Annotated in this window: 24 protein-coding genes; 19 read left to right on the top strand and 5 right to left on the bottom strand. The window is 56.4% G+C overall.

What is annotated here, in order from left to right; genetic code table 11:
* The first annotated feature begins 70 nt into the window (after nt 1-70).
* The 3 genes from glnP to ybiO all read left to right on the top strand — a co-directional run bounded on the left by glnP (nt 71) and on the right by ybiO (nt 3,780).
* The gene (gene glnP, locus INF86_RS08005) at nt 71-730 is read left to right on the top strand and encodes a glutamine ABC transporter permease GlnP (protein WP_010428919.1); all 660 of its coding nucleotides are present in this window, start codon (nt 71-73) and stop codon (nt 728-730) included.
* Complete coding sequence (gene glnQ / locus INF86_RS08000) at nt 727-1,449, top strand: glutamine ABC transporter ATP-binding protein GlnQ (RefSeq protein ID WP_022647522.1); 723 nt, start codon at nt 727-729, stop codon at nt 1,447-1,449. The genes glnP and glnQ overlap by 4 nt, the downstream gene beginning before the upstream one ends.
* A gap of 120 nt (nt 1,450-1,569) precedes the next feature.
* Entirely contained in the window at nt 1,570-3,780 is a 2,211-nt protein-coding gene (gene ybiO / locus INF86_RS07995) for a mechanosensitive channel protein (protein ID WP_193543442.1), read from the top strand.
* Between the two features lie 45 nt (nt 3,781-3,825).
* Here ybiO and rlmF read toward each other — a convergent pair whose 3' ends face one another.
* Nucleotides 3,826-4,737 carry a 23S rRNA (adenine(1618)-N(6))-methyltransferase RlmF gene (rlmF, locus tag INF86_RS07990; protein ID WP_023305741.1) on the bottom strand — a complete coding sequence of 304 codons (912 nt, stop codon included), beginning with the start codon at nt 4,735-4,737 and terminating at the stop codon, nt 3,826-3,828.
* A 242-nt stretch (nt 4,738-4,979) separates the two neighbouring features.
* Here rlmF and mcbA point away from each other — a divergent pair, with 242 nt between their 5' ends.
* The 3 genes from mcbA (at nt 4,980) to ybiJ (ending at nt 6,174) form a co-directional block, all read left to right on the top strand.
* The gene (gene mcbA / locus INF86_RS07985; protein ID WP_022647519.1) at nt 4,980-5,243 is read left to right on the top strand and encodes a DUF1471 family periplasmic protein McbA; all 264 of its coding nucleotides are present in this window, start codon (nt 4,980-4,982) and stop codon (nt 5,241-5,243) included.
* A gap of 118 nt (nt 5,244-5,361) precedes the next feature.
* A complete protein-coding gene (locus tag INF86_RS07980; RefSeq protein WP_022647518.1) occupies nt 5,362-5,628 on the top strand; it encodes a DksA/TraR family C4-type zinc finger protein in 267 nt (88 codons plus the stop codon).
* A 285-nt stretch (nt 5,629-5,913) separates the two neighbouring features.
* Nucleotides 5,914-6,174 carry a DUF1471 family protein YbiJ gene (ybiJ, locus tag INF86_RS07975; RefSeq protein WP_003858474.1) on the top strand — a complete coding sequence of 87 codons (261 nt, stop codon included), beginning with the start codon at nt 5,914-5,916 and terminating at the stop codon, nt 6,172-6,174.
* 116 nt (nt 6,175-6,290) lie between these two features.
* On the opposite strand, the gene ybiB is transcribed toward ybiJ, so the two are convergent.
* Nucleotides 6,291-7,253 (bottom strand): DNA-binding protein YbiB, encoded by a 963-nt coding sequence (gene ybiB, locus INF86_RS07970; protein ID WP_022647517.1) that lies wholly within the window; start codon nt 7,251-7,253, stop codon nt 6,291-6,293.
* 256 nt (nt 7,254-7,509) lie between these two features.
* Here ybiB and INF86_RS07965 point away from each other — a divergent pair, with 256 nt between their 5' ends.
* The 5 genes from INF86_RS07965 (at nt 7,510) to INF86_RS07945 (ending at nt 12,877) form a co-directional block, all read left to right on the top strand.
* The gene (locus INF86_RS07965; protein ID WP_022647516.1) at nt 7,510-8,046 is read left to right on the top strand and encodes a fimbrial protein; all 537 of its coding nucleotides are present in this window, start codon (nt 7,510-7,512) and stop codon (nt 8,044-8,046) included.
* A 69-nt stretch (nt 8,047-8,115) separates the two neighbouring features.
* Nucleotides 8,116-8,790, top strand: a complete 675-nt coding sequence (locus INF86_RS07960) for a molecular chaperone (protein ID WP_022647515.1) — start codon at nt 8,116-8,118, stop codon at nt 8,788-8,790.
* A gap of 22 nt (nt 8,791-8,812) precedes the next feature.
* Entirely contained in the window at nt 8,813-11,356 is a 2,544-nt protein-coding gene (locus tag INF86_RS07955) for a fimbria/pilus outer membrane usher protein (RefSeq protein ID WP_193543406.1), read from the top strand.
* A 22-nt stretch (nt 11,357-11,378) separates the two neighbouring features.
* Nucleotides 11,379-12,368, top strand: coding sequence for a fimbrial protein (locus INF86_RS07950; protein ID WP_022647513.1), 990 nt, complete (start codon nt 11,379-11,381; stop codon nt 12,366-12,368).
* A 5-nt stretch (nt 12,369-12,373) separates the two neighbouring features.
* Entirely contained in the window at nt 12,374-12,877 is a 504-nt protein-coding gene (locus tag INF86_RS07945) for a fimbrial protein (RefSeq protein ID WP_023305735.1), read from the top strand.
* Here INF86_RS07945 and dinG read toward each other — a convergent pair.
* Together dinG and rhlE are read right to left on the bottom strand one after the other, a co-directional pair.
* On the bottom strand, nt 12,864-15,041 hold the full coding sequence (dinG, locus tag INF86_RS07940; RefSeq protein ID WP_038415719.1) for an ATP-dependent DNA helicase DinG: 2,178 nt from the start codon (nt 15,039-15,041) through the stop codon (nt 12,864-12,866). The genes INF86_RS07945 and dinG overlap by 14 nt on opposite strands.
* A gap of 97 nt (nt 15,042-15,138) precedes the next feature.
* Nucleotides 15,139-16,521, bottom strand: coding sequence for an ATP-dependent RNA helicase RhlE (rhlE, locus tag INF86_RS07935; RefSeq protein WP_017693771.1), 1,383 nt, complete (start codon nt 16,519-16,521; stop codon nt 15,139-15,141).
* 204 nt (nt 16,522-16,725) lie between these two features.
* Here rhlE and cecR point away from each other — a divergent pair, with 204 nt between their 5' ends.
* Genes cecR through INF86_RS07910 form a run of 5 tightly spaced genes read left to right on the top strand, consistent with a single transcriptional unit; the run spans nt 16,726 to nt 22,414 of the window.
* The gene (gene cecR, locus INF86_RS07930; RefSeq protein ID WP_046618586.1) at nt 16,726-17,403 is read left to right on the top strand and encodes a transcriptional regulator CecR; all 678 of its coding nucleotides are present in this window, start codon (nt 16,726-16,728) and stop codon (nt 17,401-17,403) included.
* Nucleotides 17,400-18,395 carry a secretion protein HlyD gene (hlyD, locus tag INF86_RS07925; RefSeq protein WP_038415716.1) on the top strand — a complete coding sequence of 332 codons (996 nt, stop codon included), beginning with the start codon at nt 17,400-17,402 and terminating at the stop codon, nt 18,393-18,395. The genes cecR and hlyD overlap by 4 nt, the downstream gene beginning before the upstream one ends.
* Nucleotides 18,388-20,127 carry an ATP-binding cassette domain-containing protein gene (locus tag INF86_RS07920; protein ID WP_022647508.1) on the top strand — a complete coding sequence of 580 codons (1,740 nt, stop codon included), beginning with the start codon at nt 18,388-18,390 and terminating at the stop codon, nt 20,125-20,127. Before hlyD ends, INF86_RS07920 begins: the two co-directional genes overlap by 8 nt.
* Nucleotides 20,117-21,250 (top strand): ABC transporter permease, encoded by a 1,134-nt coding sequence (locus INF86_RS07915; RefSeq protein WP_193543405.1) that lies wholly within the window; start codon nt 20,117-20,119, stop codon nt 21,248-21,250. Before INF86_RS07920 ends, INF86_RS07915 begins: the two co-directional genes overlap by 11 nt.
* Nucleotides 21,251-21,307: 57 nt before the next feature.
* Nucleotides 21,308-22,414, top strand: a complete 1,107-nt coding sequence (locus INF86_RS07910; protein WP_022647506.1) for an ABC transporter permease — start codon at nt 21,308-21,310, stop codon at nt 22,412-22,414.
* Here INF86_RS07910 and INF86_RS07905 read toward each other — a convergent pair.
* On the bottom strand, nt 22,376-22,786 hold the full coding sequence (locus tag INF86_RS07905; protein WP_003858499.1) for a YbhQ family protein: 411 nt from the start codon (nt 22,784-22,786) through the stop codon (nt 22,376-22,378). The genes INF86_RS07910 and INF86_RS07905 overlap by 39 nt on opposite strands.
* Nucleotides 22,787-22,919: 133 nt before the next feature.
* Between INF86_RS07905 and INF86_RS07900 the strand changes: the two genes are divergently transcribed.
* From INF86_RS07900 to INF86_RS07890, 3 genes are read left to right on the top strand one after another with little or no spacing between them, the layout of a single operon-like run.
* A complete protein-coding gene (locus INF86_RS07900; protein ID WP_022647505.1) occupies nt 22,920-23,681 on the top strand; it encodes an endonuclease/exonuclease/phosphatase family protein in 762 nt (253 codons plus the stop codon).
* A complete protein-coding gene (clsB, locus tag INF86_RS07895) occupies nt 23,678-24,916 on the top strand; it encodes a cardiolipin synthase ClsB (protein WP_022647504.1) in 1,239 nt (412 codons plus the stop codon). The genes INF86_RS07900 and clsB overlap by 4 nt, the downstream gene beginning before the upstream one ends.
* Nucleotides 24,916-25,878 (top strand): YbhN family protein, encoded by a 963-nt coding sequence (locus INF86_RS07890; RefSeq protein ID WP_003858505.1) that lies wholly within the window; start codon nt 24,916-24,918, stop codon nt 25,876-25,878. The genes clsB and INF86_RS07890 overlap by 1 nt, the downstream gene beginning before the upstream one ends.
* The last annotated feature ends 59 nt before the right edge of the window (nt 25,879-25,937 follow it).

Below are 25,937 nucleotides of genomic sequence, written 5' to 3'. Positions count from 1 at the left end.
ACGCCCGGTGGCGCTACCGCTTACCGGGCCTACGTTTTTCGTTTTTCACCACGGTATACAGGAATACATCATGCAGTTTGACTGGAGCGCCATCTGGCCTGCCATTCCTCTCTTGCTTGAAGGCGCTAAAATGACCTTGTGGATTTCGGTCCTCGGTCTGGTTGGCGGGTTAATTATCGGTCTGGTGGCCGGTTTCGCCCGCACCTACGGCGGCTGGATTGCAAACCACATCGCACTGGTTTTCATCGAAGTGATCCGCGGCACCCCCATTGTGGTGCAGGTCATGTTTATCTACTTCGCCCTGCCGATGGCCTTCAACGATCTGCGCATTGACCCGTTCAGCGCAGCTGTCGTCACCATTATGATTAACTCCGGCGCCTACATTGCGGAAATCACCCGCGGTGCGGTGCTGTCGATTCATAAAGGCTTCAGCGAAGCTGGCCTGGCGTTAGGTCTTTCCCGTCGCGAAACGATCCGTCACGTGATCCTGCCGCTGGCGCTGCGCCGCATGCTGCCGCCGCTGGGCAACCAGTGGATCATCAGCATTAAAGACACCTCGCTGTTTATTGTTATCGGCGTGGCCGAGCTGACCCGTCAGGGCCAGGAGATCATCGCGGGTAACTTCCGCGCCCTGGAAATCTGGAGTGCGGTCGCCGTTGTCTACCTGATTATCACGCTTGTCCTGAGCTTTGTTCTGCGTCGTCTTGAAAGAAGGATGAAAATCCTGTGATTGAATTTAAAAATGTTTCCAAGCACTTTGGTCCAACCCAGGTACTGCACAATATCGATTTGAACATCAGGCAGGGTGAAGTGGTGGTGATCATCGGGCCGTCGGGTTCCGGAAAATCCACCCTGCTGCGCTGCATTAACAAGCTCGAGGAGATCACCAGCGGCGATTTGATCGTCGATGGTCTGAAGGTGAACGATCCGAAAGTGGACGAGCGCCTGATCCGCCAGGAAGCGGGCATGGTGTTCCAGCAGTTCTACCTGTTCCCGCACCTGACGGCGCTGGAAAACGTGATGTTCGGTCCTTTGCGCGTGCGTGGGGCCAGCAAAGCGGCGGCAGAAACGCTGGCAAAAGATCTGCTGGCGAAAGTGGGTCTGGCGGAGCGTGCCCACCACTATCCTTCCGAGCTGTCCGGTGGCCAGCAGCAGCGCGTGGCCATTGCCCGTGCGCTGGCGGTGAAGCCAAAGATGATGCTGTTTGATGAGCCAACCTCCGCACTCGACCCGGAGCTGCGTCACGAGGTGCTGAAAGTGATGCAGGATCTGGCAGAAGAAGGCATGACGATGGTGATCGTTACCCACGAAATCGGCTTTGCCGAAAAAGTGGCGTCCCGTCTGATCTTCATTGATAAGGGCCGCATCGCGGAAGACGGTAATCCGCAGGCGCTGATTGCGAACCCACCGAGCCAGCGCCTCCAGGAGTTCCTGCAACACGTCTCCTGATAGCCATACACAGAGCCGGGCATGCCCGGCTTTTTTATGCCGGATTGTTCCCAAAAACTCCCCTCCGCTCCGCGCACTCTATACTTATCATTTTGCACGATATTTTTGTCGGAGGACGCCGTGCCGTGGATCCTGTTGCTACTGTTTACCCTGTTTAGCGCGCCATCACTAGCTGTAACCATTCCCGGCGTCACCACCGGAGCCACCGCCACCCAGCAAAATGCGCCGCCAGAACCCGACGCTGAAAAGAAAAAAGCCGCTTACAGCGCACTTGCCGACGTGCTTGAGAACGACACGTCCCGGCAGGAGCTTATCGATCAGCTGAGGAAAGTGGCCGCCACACCGCCTCAGGATCCGGTTCCGACTATCGCGCCGCCGGAAGTCGAAGACGAAAAGACGGTACTGGAAAACGTCACCGATATCAGTCGCCGCTACGGGGAAGCCCTGTCGTCGCGTTTTGCACAGCTCTATCGCAACCTTGTTGGCACCTCGCATAAGCCTTTTAATCCCCACACCTTTTCTTCAGCCGCGACCCAGTTTTCTATTCTGGCCGCCGCGGTATTCATTTTTTACTGGCTGTTGCGCCTGTCTGTCTGGCCGCTTTACCGGAAGATGGGCCACTGGGGACGTAAAAAGAATCAGCATAAAAGCAGCTGGCTGCATCTTCCGGCAATGATTACCGGGGCCTTTATCATCGATTTGCTGCTGCTGGCGCTGACGCTGTTTGTCGGCCAAATGCTGGCCGATCGTCTTAATACCGGGAACAAAACCATCGCCTTTCAGCAGGGGCTGTTCCTGAACGCCTTTGCCCTGATCGAGTTCTTTAAGGCGCTCCTGCGGTTAATATTCTGTCCGCGCGTGCCGGAACTTCGCCCGTTCGCCATTTCGGATCGGAGCGCCAAATACTGGGCGGTTCGGCTCAGCGTGCTGAGCGGGTTGATCGGCTATGGCCTGCTGGTCGCCGTCCCGATTATTTCCAACCAGGTTAACGTGCAGTTCGGGGCCCTGGCGAACGTGCTGATCATGCTCTGTATTACCGTCTGGGCGCTGTACCTCATCTTCCACAATAAAAAAGCGATCACCGACAGTCTGCTTCACCTGGCCGATCGCTCCCTCTCCTTTTTCAGCCTCTTTATTCGCGCCTTTGCGCTGGTGTGGCACTGGCTGGCCAGCGCCTATTTTATTGTGCTGTGTTTCTTCTCGCTGTTCGATCCGGGCAACAGCCTGAAATTTATGATGGGGGCGACGTTCAAAAGCCTGGCGATTATCGGCATCGCGGCCTTTGTTTCTGGCCTGCTCTCCCGCTGGCTGTCGAAGACGATCACCCTGTCGCCGCAGGTTCAGCGTAATTACCCCGAGCTGCAAAAACGGGTAAATGGCTGGACATCGGTGTCGCTGAAGGTGGCGCGTATTTTGACGGTCTGCGTGGCAATTATGCTGCTGCTGAATGCGTGGGGACTGTTTGATTTCTGGAACTGGCTGCATAACGGCGCCGGGGAAAAGACCGTCGATATTCTTATTCGTATCGCGCTGATCCTGTTCTTCTCCGCCGTCGGCTGGACGCTGCTGGCAAGCCTTATCGAAAACCGTCTGGTGTCGGATGTCCACGGCAGGCCCCTGCCAAGCGCCCGCGCCCGCACACTGCTGACGCTGTTCCGCAACGCGCTGGCGGTGATCATTAGCACCATTACCATCATGATTGTGTTGTCGGAAATCGGCGTAAATATCGCCCCACTGCTGGCGGGTGCCGGTGCCCTGGGACTGGCGATCTCCTTTGGTTCGCAGACGCTGGTGAAGGATATTATCACCGGCATTTTTATCCAGTTTGAGAACGGGATGAACACCGGGGATCTTGTGACCATTGGACCGCTCACCGGCACGGTGGAGAGGATGTCCATTCGCTCCGTCGGCGTACGTCAGGATACCGGGGCGTACCACATTATTCCGTGGTCATCGATCACCACCTTTGCCAACTTTGTGCGCGGCATTGGTTCGGTGGTGGCGAATTATGATGTCGATCGTCACGAAGATGCAGATAAGGCGAAACAGGCGCTGCGGGATGCGGTGAGCGAACTGATGGAGATGGAGGATATTCGCGGGCTGGTAATTGGTGAGCCGTCGTTTGCGGGCATCGTCGGGCTGACAAACACTGCCTTTACCCTGCGCGTGTCGTTCACCACCCAGCCGCTTAAGCAGTGGACGGTGCGCTTCGCCCTGGACAGCATGGTGAAAAAACACTTCGATCTGGCGAACGTGAGAGCGCCGGTGCAGACGTATCAGGTATTGTCGCCGCCCGCTTCGCCGCTCCCTCCACAGGAGCCGACGCTGTAACCGAGCCGGGTGGCGGCTTCGCCTTACCCGGCCTACGATGGGGTGCTATTTGCGACGTTTGTTATCGTCCATAAAGGACCAGGCAATAAAGCGGCTCTGCTTCTGACCCTGCGCCATCTCTTTTTTGACCACCTTCACCGCGCCGGCTTCGGTCAGCGCGCGGTAAAGCGGCGGCAGGTTATCGCCACGAGAGACCAGCGTGGTAAACCATTTCACCTGACGACCGAAGCCTTTACTCTCGGCAATCATGCGCAGAATAAAGGCCACTTCCCCGCCCTCGCACCACAGCTCCTGCTGCTGGCCGCCAAAGTTCAGCGCGCCATCTTCGGCCTGGCCCAGGTTACGCCGCTTGCGTTCACTTCCCGCACGCGCGGACGCGGCGGAGTCGTGGAATGGCGGGTTGCACAGGGTGGCATCATATTGTTCGTTCTTATGAATTATGCCGTTGAAAATAGCAGCGGCATCCTTCTGACGACGCAGACGAACGGCCCGGCTTAACCCCGGGTTAGCGTTGATAATGGCCTGCGCGCTGGCGAAGGCCTCATCACCGATCTCGCTGCCGGTAAATCGCCACTGGTACTCATGTGCGCCTATCAGGGGGTAGATCAGGTTCGCGCCCGTACCGATATCAAGGACGGTAGCCTGTTTCGGCACTACGCCATCGTGGTCATCCGCCAGCAGATCGGCAAGATGATGGACGTAATCCGCACGGCCCGGGACCGGCGGGCAGAGAAAGCCATCAGGGATGTCCCAGTGCGTCACACCATAAAAATGGGCCAGCAGCGCTTTGTTCAGCGTTTTAACCGCCAGCGGATCGGCAAAGTTTACCGACGGTTCACCGGCTGGTGTCTGAACGATAAAACCCTGCAATTCAGGGCAGCTCAGACACAGGGCTTTCATATCGTAGCGGCTACGGTGGCGGTTACGCGGGTGCAATCCCGGCTTGTGGGAAGTCATGGCATTCTCCTTTAAACAGCCGCGTAAGATACCCTGTGACGGCGCGGGGGTAAATATCTGTCTGAGTCGCACAAAAAAACGACAAAAATCAGCGACCTGTATGTCTATGATCTGTCAACAAATTGTCAGAATTTATCGTTCAAAAAATAAGCAGATCATCATCAAATTTTTGCGCTAAATCACACGCATCAGGCTTCTAAACTTAACAGGAATCACCTGTTGTTTCCCCTGAGGATGTGATTATGAAAAAGTATCTGACCTTTATTATTGCGGGTGCGCTGGCAGGCGCATCGTTCTCTGCCTTGTCCGTTCAACCTCTGACCGACAGTACCGACACCAGCCAGCTACGCGCGGCCGGGACGGTCTCTGTCAGCCGGGCAAGCAACCTTGATGACCTTCAGGACAAGCTGGCCGAAAAAGCCCGTCAGGAAGGCGCTAAAGGCTTCGTGGTGAACGCCGCCGGTGGCGATAACCATATGTACGGGACCGCGACTATCTATAAATAACTTACCGCCTTCCAAACTGCATCTGCCCGGCAGATGCAGTTCTCTCTGCCTGCGCCTTGACTGTGCGTTTTTTCACCCCATATTAAAATGCATGACTTGACCCTTTCAGGAGAACATCATGGCTTCCGGCTGGGCGAATGACGACGCCGTTAACGAACAGATCAACAGTACCATTGAAGATGCGGTTGCGCGTGCTCGCGGTGAAATTCCGCGCGGCGAAAGTTTGACGGAATGCGAAGAGTGCGGGGATCCCATTCCTGAGGCACGACGTAAAGCCATTCCCGGGGTGCGGCTTTGCATCACCTGTCAGCAGGAGAAAGATTCAAAAAATGCTTCACATTCAGGATATAATCGTAGAGGATCGAAAGACAGCCAGTTACGTTGACTTTCCTTTACCGTAGTTAACCGCACCAACAGTTTACTTTACGCTCACGACTTTCAGCGAAGCGCGTAGCAAAACGTGCCCTTCTGATTGTGTCTGTAAAGCGTATCCGCAAGAAGTGTCAATTGCGCTTCTGATTTTATTAATAATCAATAAGTTATTTGTCATTCAATTTTTTTGACCAACCACATCAATTCTCTTCGATTTTATCTTCCGCTAAAAAGCGTGATACTTATCACATCGACGGAACATCGTCCCCTTAACAGAATAACCTGCGAGAATTGACCTATGAAAACCATCAAATATGCTGTTGCCGCTGTTGCCCTGTCCGCTCTGTCTTTCGGCGCTTTCGCTGTAGAGCCAGTCTCCTCTACTCAGGCACAGGATCTGAACAAAATCGGTGTGGTGAGTGCTGAAGGCGCGACCACGCTGGACGGTCTGGAAGCAAAACTGGCTGAAAAAGCTGCCGCCGCGGGCGCAAGTGGATACACCATCACTTCCACTAACGGTAATAACAAACTGAGCGGTACTGCGGTTATCTACAAGTAATCGAACAAATTATGCTCCACCCTCGCCATACCCTCTGGTGAGATGCTCCAACCCTCATTGACCCTGTTGTTGTTACCCTTGTTTGCCCGTCCGCCACTGGACGGGCTTTTTTTTGCTTAAAATGACTGCGCCACGCGCTGCAACCCGGCTTCCACGGACTCGACTTCCCCTGCAGCCAGCAGGCAGCAGGCCATTTGCAGCTTGATTGACTGCGGAACCGGCACCTTCCCGGCCAGACACTGCACAATCCAGCGCGCGGTGACCTGCGGATCTTTCGACTCAGGCAGGATCGCATCTCTGTTCTCTTCCCCACGTTCGACAACGACCCGCGTCCCGGCGGGCTCAATCAGCATCAGCTGTGGACAACGCTGCGGGTTGGCGTAAACCTCGCCTTCTGTCCCGTGCATCAGCAGCGCGCGTCCACCGATTTCGGCAAAGAATTGCCCGACTCGCGTCACGTATTCCGGATGGGAGACGCTGGAAAGACGCAGCGCGGCGTCTTCGGCAAACGGCGTCGCCAGCTTCGCCAGGGTGTGAGCACTGTTACGTACGCCCATGCGCCAGCGCATGTCCAGCTGCTTTTCCAGCGGTGGGCAGAGCGCGCTAACGGGGATATAGACCGGCTGATTCCCCTCCAGCTTTGCCTGTGCCTGACCGGCATGGAGGGTCGGTTCAATACCTAACAACGCCAGGATGGTTTCTGTCAGCACGCGCGTCGGATCTTCGCTCACGCCATGCACTACTACCGGGAAACCGAGTTTCTGCAACAGAATAGCCAGCAGCGGCGTGAGGTTTGCCTGCTTACGCGCGCCGTTGTAGGTCGGGATCACAATTGGCATCGGCTTCGTGACGGGCGGGGTTAAGCGCATGGTCTGCGACTGCATGGCCTCATAAAAGCCGCGCATCTCCGCCTCACCTTCCCCTTTAATACGCAGCGCAATCAAAATGCCGCCCATTTCCAGTTCCGGCACGTCGCCATTCAGCATATGCGTGTACAACGCGCGGGCTGTTTCCTGGTCCAGATCGCGAGCGTGGTTTTTCCCACGCCCTACCTCTTTGATAATTTTGCGGTAATCCACGACATTTCTCCTGACTGCATTATCTTGTTAACAATATAGCCCGATGAACACAGACCCGATAGTGTTTTGTGATCATTATCAACCTGCTGTTTTCATATAAAAAAATTAAACTCAAGCACTATTTACATTATTTGTGATTGGGACAAAAGATCCGCAGCGACCCTTTTTTTGATTAAATAAACATCGAAAAATCATTAAGGGTCAACGGTAAAAACGTCCAGGCAACGCTTTTACCAGAATCACATCAGGATTAACTATGAACAAGGTTGCATTAGGTTTTTTTATCGCCGCAACGGTGGGATGTTCTGCATCCGCATTTGCGGCAACTAACGGTGAAGGTCAGATTAATTTCACCGGTGAAATTATCGATTCTGCTTGCCAGGTCGTGAATGGATTAAGTAATCCATTAAACGTTCAGTTGGGTAAGGTGTCTAAAACGGTATTTACCGGCGCAGGCTCTACCAGCACATCAACGAAGTTTGATATTAAGTTAACCAATTGTCCGGAAACAGTGACCTCGGCTGCGATTAACTTCGGTGGTACGCCGGATGCGGATAATAATGCCGCGCTGGCATTAACGCCAGATACCGATGCGGCAACCGGTGTAGCGATTCAGTTGATGGATGCTTCCGGGCAGCCTGTCACTCTGTATACGCCTTCGCAGCAATATCCTTTAGCCTCCGGCACGGCAGTTAACGACCTGGAATTCGGTGCGCGTTATATTCAAACTCAGGCCGCCATTACCGCAGGCCCTGCCAACTCTGTATCGACTTTCACCGTTATTTATAACTGATCTTATCAATCCTGAGATATTAATGCTTTTGCGGGCATTAATATCTCTTCTATTTATTGAGAAATCTTTATGCGCCACGGTTATTTACTGAGCACTCTTTTACTGATAGCAGCCTCTGCACATGCGGGCGTCGTGATTAATGGTACCCGGCTGGTCTATCAAGGAGATAAAAAGGAATCATCTCTTGGCCTGTCAAACCCAGATACGACGGATTATCTGGTACAGTCCTGGGTCGATTCTGGCGGTAAAAACCCGGCCAAAGCCCCATTCCTGATCACCCCGCCGCTTTTCCGTCTGGATGCAAAAGAAGATAACGTTCTGCGCGTGGTACGCACGGGCGGAAATTTACCGGAAGACAGGGAATCTCTGTACTGGTTGAATATCAAAGCGATCCCTTCCTCAAAACACGTTGAGGGAGTAAATACGCTGCAAATTGCCATTAATACCCGCATTAAATTGCTGTATCGCCCGTCCGCGGTAAAAGGCCGACCAGAAGATGTGGCGGATAAGCTTGAATGGCATCGCGAAGGTAACGACCTGGTGGTGAATAACCCTACGCCTTTCTATATGAATTTCCAGACCGTCACGCTTAACGGTCAGAAAGTCACAAAAGCGACCTGGGCTGTTCCGAAATCAGAAACACATTTTGCCATACCGGGTAATGTCGGGGGCTCAAACGTGACGTATTCCATTATTAATGATTACGGCAGCATCAGCCATTCCTGGTCGAAATCCGTTCATTAATTGTTCCGGTAATAAAATAATCATGTACAGCCACAAAAAGCCGTTCACCTGCCGAATGTCTTCATTGCTGGTCATTCTCTGTGGCCTGGCAATAGCCATCTTTGCGCAGCAGGTTATGGCTGATGATTATTTTAACCCCGCCCTGCTGGATATTGATAATCCCCAGCAGGGTAAAACCGATCTGTCCGTCTATGAAAAAGGTCCCGGCCAGGCACCGGGGAAATATGAGGTCGCGGTGTTTATCAATAATAATAAAATTGATACCCGCAACGTGACCTTTACGCTTGAGAAAGATTCGCAGGGCAACGACACGTTACAACCTTGCTTTAGCATGGGTGAGTTAAAAAGCCTCGGTATCAGGACCCAAAAGTTTCCTCAGCTCATGGCCAAAGGCCAGTGTGCCGATCTAGGTGTCATCCCTGCTTCATCTGCAATCTTTCACGTTCGCAACCAGCAGCTGCTGCTGAGCATTCCGCAAAAGGCGCTCGGACAGGTGCCACGCGGTTACATCGACCCGAAAGAGTTTGACGAAGGGATCAACGCGGGCTTGCTTAATTACAGCGTCAACGCCAGCCAGAGCCATGCGCGCCAGCAGGGTGAAGAGGATAGCAGTAGCCAGTACGTGAACCTGCGTCCGGGTTTAAACGTTGGCGCATGGCGCCTTCGCAACTATTCCACCTGGAATCGCAGCACCACAGGCAATGAGGAGGAACAGAAATTCACCTCCGTTTATACCTATGCGCAACGCGATATTGTGGCGATGAAAAGCGATATCACCGTTGGCCAGAGCTCATCACCTGCTGATGTTTTTGACAGTGTCCCTTACACCGGCATGGAGCTGAAATCCGATAACGACATGCTTCCCGACAGCGAAAAAGGCTATGCGCCTATTATTCGTGGCACCGCCCACAGCAACGCGCTGGTGATGGTGCGCCAGAACGGGTACGTGATTTATCAGAACACGGTCGCGCCGGGGGCCTTCGAAATTAACGATCTCTACCCCACCGGCAGCAGCGGCGACCTCCAGGTCACGGTGAAAGAAACTGACGGCAGCGAAAGCCATTTCGTGGTGCCGTTTGCCTCCGTTCCGGTATTGCAGCGTGAAAAAAACCTGCGCTACAGCGTAACTGCCGGGCGTTATCGTTCTTATGACAAAGATGTTGAAAAGACCCCGTTTGCTCAGGGGAGCGCCATCTATGGTTTACCCCACGGCTTCACGGCCTACGGCGGCGTACAGCAGAGCAGTCATTATCAGTCGCAGGCGATAGGCGCCGGGAAAAACATGGGCGATTTAGGGGCGTTCTCCATTGACGTGACTCGCGCCAGAGCCCTGCTGAAAAAACAGCAGTCCAGCACAGGCAAATCGTGGCGCGTACGCTACAGCAAAGATTTCGCCGGTTCAGGCACCAACTTTTCGCTTGCGGGCTATCGCTACAACAGCAAGGGGTTTTACACCCTGGACGACACCATGGAGTCGTATACCCGCGCCGACAACTGGTCTGCGCCACAGCAGCGCCGCGCCCGTACCGAAGCCACCATCGACCAGACGCTACCAGAAGGCTGGGGATCGGTCACGCTGAGCATGGTGAAGGAAACCTACTGGAGCCAGAACCAGGACATGACCTCCATGAGCGTCAGCTACAACAACAGCTGGCACGGCGTTAGCTACAGCCTTAGCTACAGCATGAATAAAAACACTCACGACAGCGATCTGGACGGTAATGCGGTGACGAACGACAACCAGTTCTCGCTGAGCGTTTCGGTTCCGCTGGAGCGCTGGATGCATAACACCTGGGCCACGTACAACCTGAACAACACGAAAGATGGCACCACGCATAACATCGGCCTGAACGGTACGGCCCTGAAAGAAGACAACCTGAACTGGAATCTCCAGGAGGGGCTGAGCAGCACCGGCAGCGGTAACTCCACCAGCGTTAACGCCGACTACAAAGCGACATACGGTGAAGTGAGCGGTGGCGTCAGTCAGGATAAATATCAGCAAACACTGAACGTCGGCTTGCAGGGAGGCGTGATTGCCCATGCAAACGGCATCACCCTAAGCCAGCCGCTCGGTGAGACCATTGCGCTCGTGAAAGCCCCGGGTACGCACGGCACGCATATCACTAACCAGACCGGCGTTGAAACCGACTTCCGCGGCTACACCGTCGTACCGTTCGTCACCGCGTATCGCCACAACACTATTGCGCTGGATACGGAAACGCTGCCGGAGGACGCCGACGTCACCCATGCGGCACAAATTGTGACGCCAACCCGCGGAGCCATTGTGCGCGCCAGCTTCACGACGCGCGTGGGCAATCGCGTCCTGATGACGCTCACGCAAAACGGTAAACCGCTGCCGTTCGGCGCAACGGTTACCACCGAGGACAAGGACAGCGAATTTATCGTCGGGAATGACGGCCAGACCTATCTCTCGGGTCTGCCACAGCAAGGGCATCTCCGCGTTTCCTGGGGACAGGAGGCAAACGAGCATTGCGTCGCTGACTATGTGCTCACGGATGAGAAAGCGAAAACCAGCATCATTAACGCTGCCGCGCAGTGTCACTGATCTCCCCTAAAGGCAAAACATTATGCAAATGATTAAACAGTGCTTTTTCTTACTGATTCTGGGAACCGCTGCGTTATTCATGCCGCATGCGAAGGCGACCTGCACCACGCCGGATCTCCCCAAAATGATCAACGTGGCATCCATTTCTGTCCCGACGACGCTGGCAGTTGGCGCAACTATCCCGGGTACAGAGCAGAGCGTTCATGTTGCCGGGCATTGCGATCAGAGTACCGACAGCGGCCTGGAGATTGTCTCCTGCTACTACGGCACCGGAGCGGAAATGCCAGGGCTCAGGGGGGTATACGAATCCGGTGTGCCGGGGATTGGCGTAGCATTGATGAATGATCACGGGCAGCGAATTAGCGGTGCTGGCGGCGTGCAGTGCGATTCACGTGGAACGCCTGTTGGCTACGTCTCTACCGATGGAACACAGACTTTTAGCTTTGAAATAACGCTTGAGCTGGTTAAAACGAGTGACACCGTGACATCCGGTACGCTGGTGCAGTCTCAAACCGAATTTGGCATTGGCGTTTTCGGCCATGAAGGGATCGGCAACCCTAACCACATCGCCTATGCAGGTAATGTTATTCTTCATCAGGTCACCTGCTCCGTTTTACCGAAAAATCTCACCGTTAATTTGGGCGATTTTCCCGTCAGTGATTTCATCAGCGTAGGTTTTTTATCCAGCCCTGCTCAAAAATTTAATATCACCGTCAACTGTGACACAACCGTACAGCCTGAGCTAAAAATCACCAGCGCGAATGGATATGACACAGCATTTGAGGGGGTGATCAAACTCACGCAGCAGACCGGCATGGCTACAGGCGTCGGAGTAAGAATGCTATTTGATGACCATCTCGCCACCTTCGGTACCTATGTAAGTACCCAAAATCAGGCCGTAGCCAACGAAACGCTGGTGATCCCGTTTGAGGTTCGCTACGAGCAGGTCAGCAATGTAGTCACCCCCGGGCCAGCCAATACTGTGGCAACCATCACCCTCGCTTATAAGTGAACGTCATGAAAAAAACCGCATTGATTCTCGCGCTGGGGCTGATCGCCCAGGCCCACGCCGATGATATACAGATCCAGATGACGGGTAACATTTACGCCAACACGTGCGTCATTGACAGTGCCAGCCGCAACCTGACGGTGGACTTAGGCCAGGCGGCATCGGGTAGTTTTAAAGACGTGGGCGATACCGGCGAGTGGAAGGACTTTTCCCTTTCGGTGTCGCACTGCCCGGCCACGCTGGCGCTTGCCACCGCCTTTTTCTACGGTCAGGCCGACAGCACCCATCCCACCAAATTTGCCAATCTCGGTAGCGCAAAGGGGCTGGCACTGGAGCTGGCAGATCGTCAGGACAAGATACTGATTGCCCCGCAGGCCGCCTTTAACGCTGCCATAAACCCGACAGATCACACGGCCACGTTCCCGCTGGCCGCACGCTATTACGCCACCTCGATGCCCATCTCTGCCGGCACGTTCAGCAGCGTGATCCAGGTGACCTTCACTTACCAGTAGGACCGCGCCCCTTAGCACGGAAGCTTTTTCGACGCCCGGCAGCCAGTTTTGTCGGGCGTTTTTTTACTTCCGGCACGTCCGGCTGCTCAATCGGGAAGATCGGCAGCGCATTCAGCAGCCGCTGGCCGTAGTTTTTGGTGAGCAGTCGTTTGTCATAAATCACCACCTCGCCCCAGCAGCCGTGGCTACGGATCAAGCGCCCGACCTGCTGAATCAGGTTAAACGACGCTGCAGGCAGGCTTTGCACTTCAAACGGATAACGGTTAAGGCTTTTCAGCCATTCGCCTTCGGTGATCACCACCGGGCTGTCGATGGGCGGGAAGGCGATTTTATGGATATGCACCTGCGTCAGGTAGTCGCCTTTCAAATCAAGCCCTTCCGCAAAGGACTGTAACCCCACCAGCACGCTGCGCTCGCCGTTATCAATGCGTTTACGGTGGGTTTCCACCAGCCGATAGCGCGGCTGATCGCCCTGCACCAGCAGGAGTAAGCGCAGATCGGTGACGTGCTCCAGGAAGCGTTGCATCGCCCGACCGCTGGCAAACAGCACCAGCATACCGGGGTATTTTTTACTCTCAACCTGCTCGCGGAAGTAGGCCGCCATTTCCGCAATATGCTGCTCTTCGTTATCGATAAGCGGCTCATAATTCATGCGCGGAATGACCAGCTTTCCCTGCTCACAGTGGTTGAACGGCGAGTCCAGGGCCACAAAGCGGTCGCCGGCTTTCTCTTTCAGGCCGCTCATCTCCTGCAACCTTGAGAAGCTGTTCAGGGAACGCAGAGTCGCTGACGTCACTACCACGTGCGGAACGCTGCGCCAGATCAGCTTTTCCAGCTGATCGGCCACGCGGATGCCCACGCAGTGGAAGAAGAGATGTCCCTGCCCGTCTCGTACTTCGCGGGTGGCCCACTTAGTCACCGGCGCGCCGGACGCCTGCGCCATCGAAGCCAGCCGCCAGAGTTTGCTCTGCGCTTCAAACATCCCCAGCGCACGATTCATTTGCAGCAGAATGCGGTGCAAACGCACCACGTCGTGAGTACCGGTTTTCTCGCTGAGATCGTTTAAGAACATCTCCGCCAGCCCGCGCAGCTTTTCCAGGTGCTTCGCCAGCTGCTGGCAAATCTCCATCACTTCCTGCGGCAACTCACCCATCGCAAAGCGGTGTTCCGCCTCCTGGGTGGCGGGGAGATACAGGTTAAGAATATTATTCAGCGAGGCGATGAGGCTGTACACCTCTTCACAGTGCTCGCTCAACCGCTCCGGAACCGCCAGCGGCGGCGTGGTTTTCGGACGGAACTGCTCCATGCAGGTTGCCACCAGTTTGCAGAACAGATCCAGTTGCAGGCGAAACCACGGGGCGGTAATTTCCGCGCTCATCTCCAGCGCATCTCGCGCCACGTCGGGCAGATGATGACCTTCATCGAGCACCAGCAGCAGGTTTTTGGGCTCCGGCAGGACCGCTTCACTCTCCAGTGCAGCCATGACCAGCGCGTGGTTGGCGACAACCACCTCCGCTTCCTGAATCTCACGCCGGGCGACAAAGAACGGGCACTCGCGATAGTAGTGACAGTTACGGTTCAGGCAGCTTGCTTTATCGGTGCTGAGCCTGCGCCACAGGTCGTCGCCGATCGCCTGGTTGGTGTGATCCCGCAGGCCGTCCCACTTGTAGCCGTCGAGATCGGCCTTCAGCTTTGCGCACTGCTCCTGCTCCGCCTTGTTGTTTGGCGTCAGCTCGTCATCAAGAAACGCGAGCAGATCCTGTTGGGAGGGTTCACTGCTGGCCAGAGCCGCCAGATTGCGCGGACAGACGTAGCGCCCGCGACCAAAGGCGGCGGTAAACCGTAAATCGGGGATAATTTTGCGCAGCAGCGGCAAATCTTTGCTGAAGATCTGATCCTGCAAGGCCACATTAGCGGTACTGACCACCAGCGTTTTATCTTCTTCCCGCGCGATGGCAATGCCGGGAATAAGATACGACAGGGTTTTCCCGACGCCGGTCGGGGCTTCAATCGCCAGATGTCGCCCGTCGTCCCCGGCGAGCGTTTTTGCCACGTCGGCAATCATCTGCCGCTGCGGGGCTCGGGGGATAAAATCGGGGATCTGCTGTTGTAGCGCCTTATACCATGCGCCAATTTGCGCCTTGAGCGCAGCGGTTAAAGCCATCGGAAAACCTGAAATACTGTATAAACAGCCACTATTGTGGCACTTTCTCTCCGCTGCCGCAAAAAGAAAAGCCCGGCTTTACGACCGGGCTTCCAGATTACTGCGGGTTAGCAGGCTTACGCGGGCGGCGTCGGCGCTGCCCCTCGCCTGCCGGTTTCCCTTCGCCGCTACGCCATGGGTTTTCACCGGCCGGTTTGCTGTCGTTATTACGACGCGGCGGTTTGCCCGAAGATTTCGGCGCGCCGCCTTCGGCACGACGCGGCTGCTGACCGCGCCCACCGCCGCCCTGACCGCGCCCGCCACCCTGACGACCGTTCTGAATTGGCTCGGCTTTGATTGACGGGTCAACTTCATAGCCCGGGGTTTCAATGCGCGGGATCTCTTTCTTCAGCAGGCGTTCGATGTCGCGCAGCAGCTTGTGCTCATCCACGCAAACCAGAGAGAGCGCTTCCCCGGTTGCCGCCGCGCGTCCGGTACGGCCGATACGGTGAACGTAATCTTCCGGCACGTTTGGCAGCTCGTAGTTCACCACGTGCGGCAGCTCTTCGATATCCAGACCGCGTGCGGCGATGTCGGTTGCCACCAGCACGCGTATGTCGCCGGACTTGAAGTCTGCCAGCGCGCGGGTACGCGCGCCCTGGCTCTTGTTGCCGTGAATGGCCGCGCTGCGGATGCCATCTTTATTCAGCTGTTCCGCCAGGTGATTGGCGCCGTGCTTGGTGCGGGTAAACACCAGCACCTGCTGCCAGTTGCCCTGGCCGATCATCTGGGAGAGCAGTTCCCGCTTGCGCTTCTTATCTACAAAGTGCACGTGCTGCGTCACCTGCTCGGAGGCGGTGTTGCGGCGCGCGACTTCCACTTCCAGCGGGTTATGCAGCAGCTTTTCCGCCAGCGCCTTGATCTCGTCGGAGAAGGTCGCGGAGAAGAGCAGGTTCTGACGACGCGTAGGCAGCTTCGCCAGCACGCGGCGAATGTCGTGGATGAAGCCCATGTCCAGCATACGGTCGGCTTCGTCCAGCACCAGAATTTCGATGTTATCGAGCTTCACCGCGTTCTGGTGTTCCAGATCCAGCAGACGCCCCGGGGTTGCCACCAGCACGTCCACGCCGCCGCGCAGCTTCATCATCTGCGGGTTAATGCTTACCCCGCCGAAAACTACCAGCGAACGAATGTTGAGGTAACGGCTGTATTCACGCACGTTCTCACCAATCTGGGCCGCCAGCTCGCGGGTTGGGGTGAGGATCAGCGCACGCACCGGACGACGGCCTTTGGCGTGTGGCTGGTTTTTTACCAGCAGCTCCAGCAGCGGAAGGGTAAAGCCCGCGGTCTTACCGGTACCGGTCTGCGCGCTTGCCATCAGGTCACGGCCCTGCAAAACGGCCGGGATAGCCTGCTGCTGAATAGGGGTTGGCTCAACGTAGCCCTGCTCTGCGATGGCGCGCAGAATTTCCGGGTTCAGACCAAGGGAATCAAAAGACATAAAAACTCCGAACCGCCCCGACCATCACAGGTGTAGTTTTCAGGGAGATATAACGAATAGAAGGACAAAAACCACAATGTCGCGAAGGAGCGGAGTGTAGCAGCTTTTGTGACGTGGCGCATAAAATATCCCCGGCGATGACTCGACGTTTGCGCAAATCAGGCATAATCTTAATCAATCGATTGATTAATTTTTAATGCTGCTATGAATACAACCCCAACGACAACCAAAGGCGAACAGGCGAAAAGTCAGCTTATCGCCGCTGCGCTGGCGCAGTTTGGCGAGTATGGTCTGCATGCCACCACGCGGGATATCGCCGCGCAGGCCGGGCAGAATATTGCGGCCATTACCTACTATTTTGGCTCAAAAGAGGATTTATACCTCGCCTGCGCCCAGTGGATCGCGGATTTTATCGGCACCAGCTTTCGCCCACACGTGGAAGAAGCCACCGCGCTGTTCAGCCAGCCAGAGCCGGACCGGGTTGCCATCCGCCAGCTGATCCTTAACGCCTGTCATAACATGATCCGCCTGCTGACGCACGACGATACGCTGAACCTGAGCAAATTTATCTCCCGCGAGCAGCTCTCCCCCACTGCCGCGTACCAGCTGGTACACGATCAGGTGATCGCCCCGATGCATAGCCATCTGACCCGGCTGATCGCCGCCTATACCGGACGGAACGCCAGCGATACGGACACCATTTTGCATACCCACGCCCTGCTGGGCGAAGTGCTCGCCTTCCGTCTGGGGCGTGAGACCATCCTGTTACGTACGGGCTGGACACAATTCGATGAGGATAAAGCCGCGCAAATTAGCCAGGTCATTACCTGTCACGTTGATCTGATCCTGCAAGGCTTAACGCAAAGGAGCCAGAAGTCATGAAAAAACCTGTCGCCATCATTCTGGTGGTTGTTGTCTTGCTTGCTGCGGGAACAGGCGGCTGGCTGTGGTATCAGAGCCAGCAGGATCGTGGCCTGACGCTGTACGGCAACGTGGATATCCGCACCGTGAACATGAGCTTCCGCGTCGGCGGACGGCTGGCCTCGCTGAGCGTTGACGAAGGCGATGCCATCAAAACCGGGCAGACGCTGGGGATGCTGGACAAAGCCCCGTTTGAAAACGCGTTGATGCAGGCAAAAGCGGGCGTCGCCGTCGCACAGGCGCAGTACGACCTGATGCTGGCGGGCTATCGTGATGAAGAGATCGCCCAGGCGGCCGCTGCCGTTAAGCAGGCAAAAGCCGCCTATGACTATGCGCAGAATTTCTATAACCGTCAGCAAGGCTTATGGAAAAGCCGCACCATTTCCGCCAACGACCTGGAAAATGCGCGCTCATCCCGCGACCAGGCGCAGGCGACGCTGAAATCTGCCCAGGATAAGTTAAGCCAGTACCGCACCGGTAACCGCGCGCAGGACATTGCCCAGGCGAAGGCCAGCCTTGAGCAGGCGCAGGCGCAGTTAGCCCAGGCGGAGCTGGATCTGCACGACACCACGTTAATCGCCCCGTCTGACGGTACGCTGATGACCCGCGCCGTGGAGCCGGGCAGCATGCTCAGCGCGGGCAGCACCGTGTTAACGCTCTCCTTAACCCGTCCGGTGTGGGTGCGCGCTTACATTGATGAGCCGAATCTTGGCCAGATGCAGCCGGGCCGCGAACTGCTGCTCTACACCGATGGTCGCCCGGACAAGCCGTATCACGGCAAAGTGGGCTTCGTCTCCCCAACGGCCGAGTTCACGCCAAAAACCGTTGAAACCCCGGATCTGCGTACCGACCTGGTGTATCGCCTGCGCATCATCGTCACCGATGCGGACAACGCGCTGCGTCAGGGCATGCCTGTTACCGTGACCTTAAACGACGGGGAACAACATGAATGATGCGGTTATTCAGCTCAATAATCTGGTCAAACGCTTCCCGGGAATGGCTAAACCGGCGGTCGCGCCGCTGAACTGTACGATTCAGAAAGGCTATGTGACCGGGCTGGTGGGGCCGGACGGCGCGGGTAAAACCACGCTGATGCGGATGCTGGCGGGATTGCTGAAGCCGGATGAAGGCAGCGCCAGCGTGCTTGGCCTCGATCCCATCAAAGACGACGCGGCGCTCCACGGCATACTCGGCTATATGCCGCAGAAGTTTGGTCTGTATGAAGATCTGACGGTAATGGAAAACCTCAACCTGTATGCCGATCTGCGCAGCGTTACCGGCGAAACCCGGCAGAAAACCTTCGAGCGTCTGCTGGCGTTTACCTCCCTCGGCCCGTTCACCGATCGGCTGGCGGGCAAACTTTCCGGCGGGATGAAGCAGAAGCTGGGGCTGGCCTGCACGCTGGTGGGCGAACCGAAGGTGCTGTTGCTGGATGAACCCGGCGTCGGCGTGGACCCGATTTCCCGCCGCGAGCTGTGGCAGATGGTGCACGAGCTGGCGGGTGACGGCATGCTGATCCTCTGGAGTACCTCTTACCTTGATGAAGCAGAGCAGTGCCGTGACGTGCTGCTGATGAACGAAGGCGAACTGCTCTATCAGGGCGAGCCCACCGAGCTGACGCAAACCATGGCCGGGCGCAGTTTTCTGCTACACAGCGCGCAGGAATCCAACCGCAAGCTGCTGCAACGGGTGCTGAAGCTGCCCCAGGTGAGCGACGGGATGATTCAGGGCCGTTCGGTGCGCGTGATCCTCAAAAAAGAGGCCACCGCCGACGATATCCGGCGTGCGCAGGGGATGCCTGAAATCGACATGACAGAGACCGCGCCGCGCTTTGAAGATGCGTTTATCGATCTGCTGGGCGGGGCGGGAACCTCAGAATCACCGCTTGGCGCCATTCTGCACACGGTGGAAGGCACGCCGGGCGAAACGGTCATTGAAGCGAAATCGCTCACCAAAAAATTCGGCGATTTCGCTGCCACCGATAACGTCAATTTTGCCGTGAAGCGCGGCGAGATATTTGGCCTGCTCGGGCCGAACGGTGCGGGGAAATCCACCACCTTTAAAATGATGTGCGGCCTGCTGGTACCGACCTCCGGCAAAGCGCTGGTGCTGAACATGGATCTCAAAGTCAGCTCCGGCAAGGCGCGCCAGCATCTGGGCTATATGGCGCAGAAGTTTTCGCTCTACGGCAACCTGACGGTGGAGCAAAATCTGCGATTTTTCTCCGGCGTCTACGGCCTGCGGGGACGGGCGCAGAACGAGAAAATCGGCCGCATGTGCGACGCCTTTGGCCTGACCGATATCGCCTCACACGCTACCGACGCGCTGCCGCTTGGCTTCAAACAGCGGCTGGCGCTGGCCTGTTCGTTGATGCACGAGCCCGACATCCTCTTTCTTGATGAACCTACGTCAGGCGTGGATCCCCTCACCCGCCGTGAATTCTGGTTGCATATCAATAGCATGGTGGAAAAAGGCGTGACCGTGATGGTCACCACCCACTTTATGGACGAGGCAGAGTATTGTGACCGCATCGGGCTGGTCTATCGCGGCAAGCTGATTGCCCACGGCACGCCGGACGACCTGAAAGCGCAGGCCGCCGACGACGCACAGCCGGACCCAACCATGGAGCAGGCGTTTATCACCCTCATCCACGACTGGGATAAGGAGAATCCTCATGCGCAGTAACGCCCTCTCCTGGCGCCGGGTGCGCGCCCTGTGCTTCAAAGAGACGCGGCAGATTGTGCGTGACCCCAGCAGCTGGCTGATTGCGGTGGTGATCCCCCTGCTGCTGCTGTTTATTTTTGGCTACGGGATTAACCTCGATTCCAGCAAACTGCGGGTTGGGATCCTGCTGGAGCAGCAGAGCGAAGAGGCGCTGGACTTCACCCACGCCATGACCGGCTCGCCCTACATCGATGCCACCATCAGCGACAACCGGCAGGAACTGATCCAGAAAATGCAGGCCGGTAAAATTCGCGGTCTGATCGTCATCCCGGTCGATTTCGCCGCCAACATGGCACGCCCGGGCGCCGATGCGCCAATTCAGGTGATCACCGACGGCAGCGAACCGAACACCGCCAACTTCGTGCAGGGCTATGCGGAGGGGATCTGGCAGCTCTGGCAGATGCAGCGCGCCGAAGACCGGGGGGAGAAGTTTGAACCGCTGATTGACGTGCAGACGCGCTACTGGTTTAACCCCGCCGCCATCAGCCAGCATTTTATTATCCCGGGTGCAGTCACTATCATCATGACGGTGATTGGCGCGATCCTCACATCGCTGGTGATCGCCCGCGAATGGGAGCGCGGCACCATGGAGGCGCTGCTCTCCACCGAAGTGACGCGCGTCGAGCTTTTGCTCTGCAAGCTGATCCCCTACTACTTCCTCGGCATGCTGGCGATGCTGCTCTGTATGCTGGTCTCGGTATTTATTCTTGGCGTGCCGTACCGCGGTTCGCTGGTGGTGCTGTTCTTTATTACCAGCCTGTTTTTACTCAGCACGCTGGGAATGGGGCTGCTGATCTCCACCATCACCCGCAACCAGTTTAACGCCGCGCAGGTGGCGCTTAATGCCGCCTTCCTGCCGTCGATTATGCTCTCCGGCTTTATCTTCCAGATTGACAGTATGCCAGCGGTGATCCGTGCCGTGACCTACATCATTCCGGCACGCTACTTTGTGAGCACCCTGCAAAGCCTGTTTCTGGCGGGGAACATCCCGGTAGTGCTGATTATCAACACCCTGTTTTTGCTGGCGTCGGCGGTGATGTTTATCGGGCTGACGTGGATGAAAACGAAAAGAAGATTAGATTAGCCATCGGATTTTGTAGGTCGGGAAAGCGCAAGCGCCACCCGACAGGAGGACGACGCGATGTTTCACCGTTTATGGACATTGATCCGCAAAGAGCTGCAATCCTTGCTACGCGAGCCGCAGACCCGCGCCATTCTGGTGCTGCCGGTGCTGCTTCAGGTTGTACTGTTTCCGTTTGCCGCCACGCTGGAGGTCACCAACGCCACCATCGCCATTTACAACGAAGATAATGGCAAGCATTCCGTCGAGCTGACACAGCGTTTCGCCCGCGCCAAAGCCTTTACCCATGTCCTGCTGCTGCAAAGCCCCCAGGCGATCCAGCCCACCATCGACACGCAGAAAGCATTATTGCTGGTGCGCTTCCCGGCGGATTTCTCCCGCAATCTGGACACCTTCCAGACCGCGCCGATGCAGCTGATCCTCGACGGGCGTAACTCCAACAGTGCCCAGATAGCGGCGAACTATTTGCAGCAGGTAGTGAAGGACTACCAGCAGGAGCTGATGGCGGGCAAACCCAAACCCAACAACAGCGAGCTGGTGGTGCGCAACTGGTACAACCCGAATCTGGACTACAAGTGGTTTGTGGTGCCGTCGTTAATCGCCATGATCACCACTATTGGCGTGATGATTGTCACCTCGCTGTCCGTGGCACGCGAACGTGAGCAAGGTACGCTGGATCAGCTGCTTGTCTCGCCGCTCGCTACATGGCAGATATTTGTCGGCAAAGCGGTGCCAGCACTGATTGTCGCGACGTTCCAGGCCACCATCGTGCTGGGGGTGGGAATATGGGCGTACCAGATCCCGTTTGCCGGATCGCTGGCGCTGTTTTACTTCACGATGGTGATTTACGGCCTGTCGCTGGTGGGGTTTGGGCTGCTGATTTCCGCGCTCTGCTCAACGCAGCAGCAGGCGTTTATCGGGGTGTTTGTCTTTATGATGCCGGCGATTTTGCTTTCAGGGTACGTGTCGCCAGTGGAGAACATGCCGGTGTGGTTACAGGATCTGACATGGATAAACCCGATTCGTCACTTCACGGATATCACCAAGCAAATCTATCTGAAGGATGCGAGTCTGGATATTGTGTGGGGAAGTTTGTGGCCGCTACTGGTCATCGCGGCCACAACGGGCTCAGTGGCCTATGCGATGTTTAGACGAAACATCGCGTAGCTTTTTCTCTTTGGTGAGCAACGACACCACCGCAGGCCCTGCGAGGATAGCCAGACCCGCCAGGGCCAGCAGCAGGTTGTTTTGCAGCACGCGTGACAACAGCCACAGGACGATCATTGCCGCACCAAAATACCAGGTGGTGGTGAGCTCTTCGAGCACATCACCCACTTCACGCCAGCGCGCGTCGTGGTGACGCTGTAAAAACAGCATCGACAGCACGGTCACGCCGTAAACCACACATAACCCTAAGCCGACACGCACCAGCGTGCCGCTCATCCAGCCCATCACCAGTACGGCCACGACCAGTAAATGCAACATTATCTGCCAGCAACTCAAACCGGTTGCGACACGAACGCGTTGTTGCCACTTCATGGCTTCTCTCCTGAAGGATTTTTCTCTGCTAATTCAGACTACCGCACTTTACGGAAAATTCCGTAACGCCGCATCTTTTTGTGACGCCTACTACACTTTATTTTCATCGGGATAGTCACCCAGGAAGGTGTTTATGAGCAAAAGAACGCAGCATTTCTCGCTTAAGGTGCTGACGATAAATATTCATAAGGGCTTCACAGCATTTAACCGCCGCTTCATTTTACCGGAGCTGCGCGACGCGGTACGCACCGTCAGCGCCGATATTGTCTGCCTTCAGGAGGTCATGGGCGCGCACGAAGTGCACCCGATGCATTTCGAAAACTGGCCCGACACGCCCCATTACGAGTTTCTGGCGGATACCATGTGGAGCGATTACGCCTACGGGCGCAATGCGGTCTACCCGGAGGGGCATCACGGTAACGCAGTGCTGTCGCGTTTTCCTATCGAGCATTATGAGAACCGGGACGTCTCCGTTGGCGAGAGCGAAAAACGCGGGTTGTTATACTGCCGCATCACGCCACCGGCGCTCGATTTTCCCATTCATGTGGGCTGCGTTCATCTTGGCCTGCGTGAGGCCCACCGTCAGGCTCAGCTACAGATGCTGGCAGACTGGACCAATGCGCTGCCGGAGGGCGAGCCCGTGGTGGTGGCCGGTGATTTTAACGACTGGCGACAGCGGGCCAATCATCCTCTGAAGGTGAATGCGGGGCTGGAGGAGATTTTTACCCGCTCACGCGGTCGTCCCGCGCGGACGTTTCCGGTGCGCTTCCCCCTGCTGCGCCTTGACCGCATCTACGTAAAAAATGCCCACGCCAGCAGCCCGACGGCGCTGGCTTTACTCAACTGGCGACATCTCTCCGACCATGCCCCACTCAGCGCGGAGATCCACTTATGAAATGCACATGGCAGGAAGGTAACCGTATTACGCTGCTGGAAAATGGCGATAACTTTTATCCGGCGGTCTTTGAGGCGATTAGCCACGCACAGCAGAAAGTCTTTCTGGAAACGTTTATCTGGTTTGAAGACGACGTGGGCAGGCAGTTGCACAGCGCGCTGCTGCAAGCCGCTCGTCGCGGTATAAAAATCGAGGTCCTGCTCGACGGATATGGTTCGCCGGATCTCAGCGACGAATTTGTTAACGAGCTCACTGCCGCAGGGGTGGTATTCCGCTATTACGATCCCGGCCCGCGTCTGTTCGGGATGCGCACCAACCTGTTCCGCCGAATGCACCGCAAAATTGTGGTGGTGGACGAAACGGTGGCCTTCGTTGGCGGCATTAACTACTCCGCCGAGCATATGTCGGATTACGGTCCCGAAGCGAAACAGGACTACGCGATCCGCATTGAGGGACCGGTGGTACAGGACATCCAGCTGTTCGTGCTGGAAAACTTACCCGGCAAAGAGGCCGCACGCCGCTGGTGGCGACGCCGCCATCGCCCGGAAGAGAACCGCAAGCCCGGCGAGGCGCAGGCGCTGTTCGTCTGGCGGGATAACGAGGAGCACCGGGACGATATCGAACGTCACTACCTGAAGATGCTGGCGAACGCGAAGCGCGAGGTGATTATCGCCAACGCCTATTTCTTCCCCGGTTACCGGATTTTGCACGCCATGCGCAACGCGGCCCGACGCGGCGTGAGCGTGAAGCTCATCGTCCAGGGTGAGCCCGATATGCCGATTGTGAAGGTGGGCGCGCGTCTGCTCTATCGCTATCTGGTCAAAAGCGGCGTGCAAATCTATGAATATCGCCGCCGCCCGCTGCACGGCAAAGTGGCCGTGATGGATGACCACTGGGCGACCGTTGGCTCAAGCAACCTCGATCCGCTGAGCTTATCGCTCAATCTGGAAGCGAACCTGATCATCCACGATCGCCAGTTTAATCAGACCCTGCGCGATAACCTTCAGGGTCTGATCAATAAAGACTGCGTGCGTGTGGATGAGTCCATGGTGCCGAAACGCAGCTGGTGGAACGTTGGCATCGGCGTGGTGGTGTTCCACTTCCTGCGCCACTTCCCGGCCATGGTGGGCTGGCTGCCCGCGCATACACCGAAACTGGCGCTGGTGGATCCGCCAGTGCAACCCGAAATGGAAACCCAGGACCGCGTAGAGGCGGAAGATGGAGGGAAAACCTGATGTCGAAATCTCATCCTCGCTGGCGGCTGGCGAAAAAAATCCTGACCTGGCTGTTCTTCATTGCCGTCGCGGTCCTGCTGGTGGTGTATGCCCAAAAGGTGGACTGGGAAGAGGTGTGGAAGGTTATTCGCAACTACAACCGGACAGTCCTGCTGGGGGCGGTTGGCCTGGTGATTGTGAGCTACCTGATGTACGGCTGCTATGACCTGTTGGGACGCGCCTACTGCGGGCATAAGCTTGCCAAACGGCAGGTTATGCTGGTGTCATTCATCTGCTACGCCTTTAACCTGACGCTGAGCACCTGGGTGGGCGGGATTGGAATGCGCTATCGCCTGTACTCCCGCCTTGGCTTACCGGGCGGCACCATCACGCGTATTTTCTCGCTGAGTATCACCACCAACTGGCTGGGGTATATCCTGCTCGGCGGGGTGATCTTCACCATTGGCGTGGTGCAGCTGCCTGCGCACTGGTACATCGATGAGGCCACCCTGCGCATTCTGGGCATCGTACTGCTGCTGATCATCGCCGCCTACCTGTGGGCCTGCGCCTTTGCCAAACGCCGTCACATGACCATTAAAGGGCAGAAGCTGGTGCTGCCGTCATGGAAGTTTGCCGTCCTGCAAATGGTGGTTTCCAGCGCCAACTGGATGGCGATGGGGGCCATTATCTGGCTGCTGATTGGCGAAGATGTGAATTACTTCTTCGTGCTGGGCGTGCTGCTGGTAAGCAGTATTGCCGGGGTGATTGTGCATATACCGGCGGGGATCGGCGTACTGGAAGCGGTGTTTATCGCGCTGCTTGCAGGGGAGCATGTGTCTCACGGGACGATTATCGCTGCCCTGCTCGCGTACCGCATGATCTACTACTTCCTGCCGCTGGCGCTGGCAACGGTCTGTTATCTGGTGCTGGAGAGTCGGGCGAAGAAGCTGCGCGCGAAGAACGAGAAGGCGATGGCAAAATAAAAGCAAAACGGCAACTTCGTTGCCGTTTTTAGGGTTTGTTCCCTCTCCCTGTGGGCTGA

The sequence above is a fragment of the Enterobacter cloacae complex sp. I1M genome (assembly GCF_014982425.1).
Classification (GTDB): Bacteria; Pseudomonadota; Gammaproteobacteria; order Enterobacterales; family Enterobacteriaceae; genus Enterobacter; species Enterobacter intestinihominis.
The sequence above is the reverse complement of the archived record's forward strand: the minus strand, read 5'-3'. Positions and strand labels throughout refer to the sequence as shown.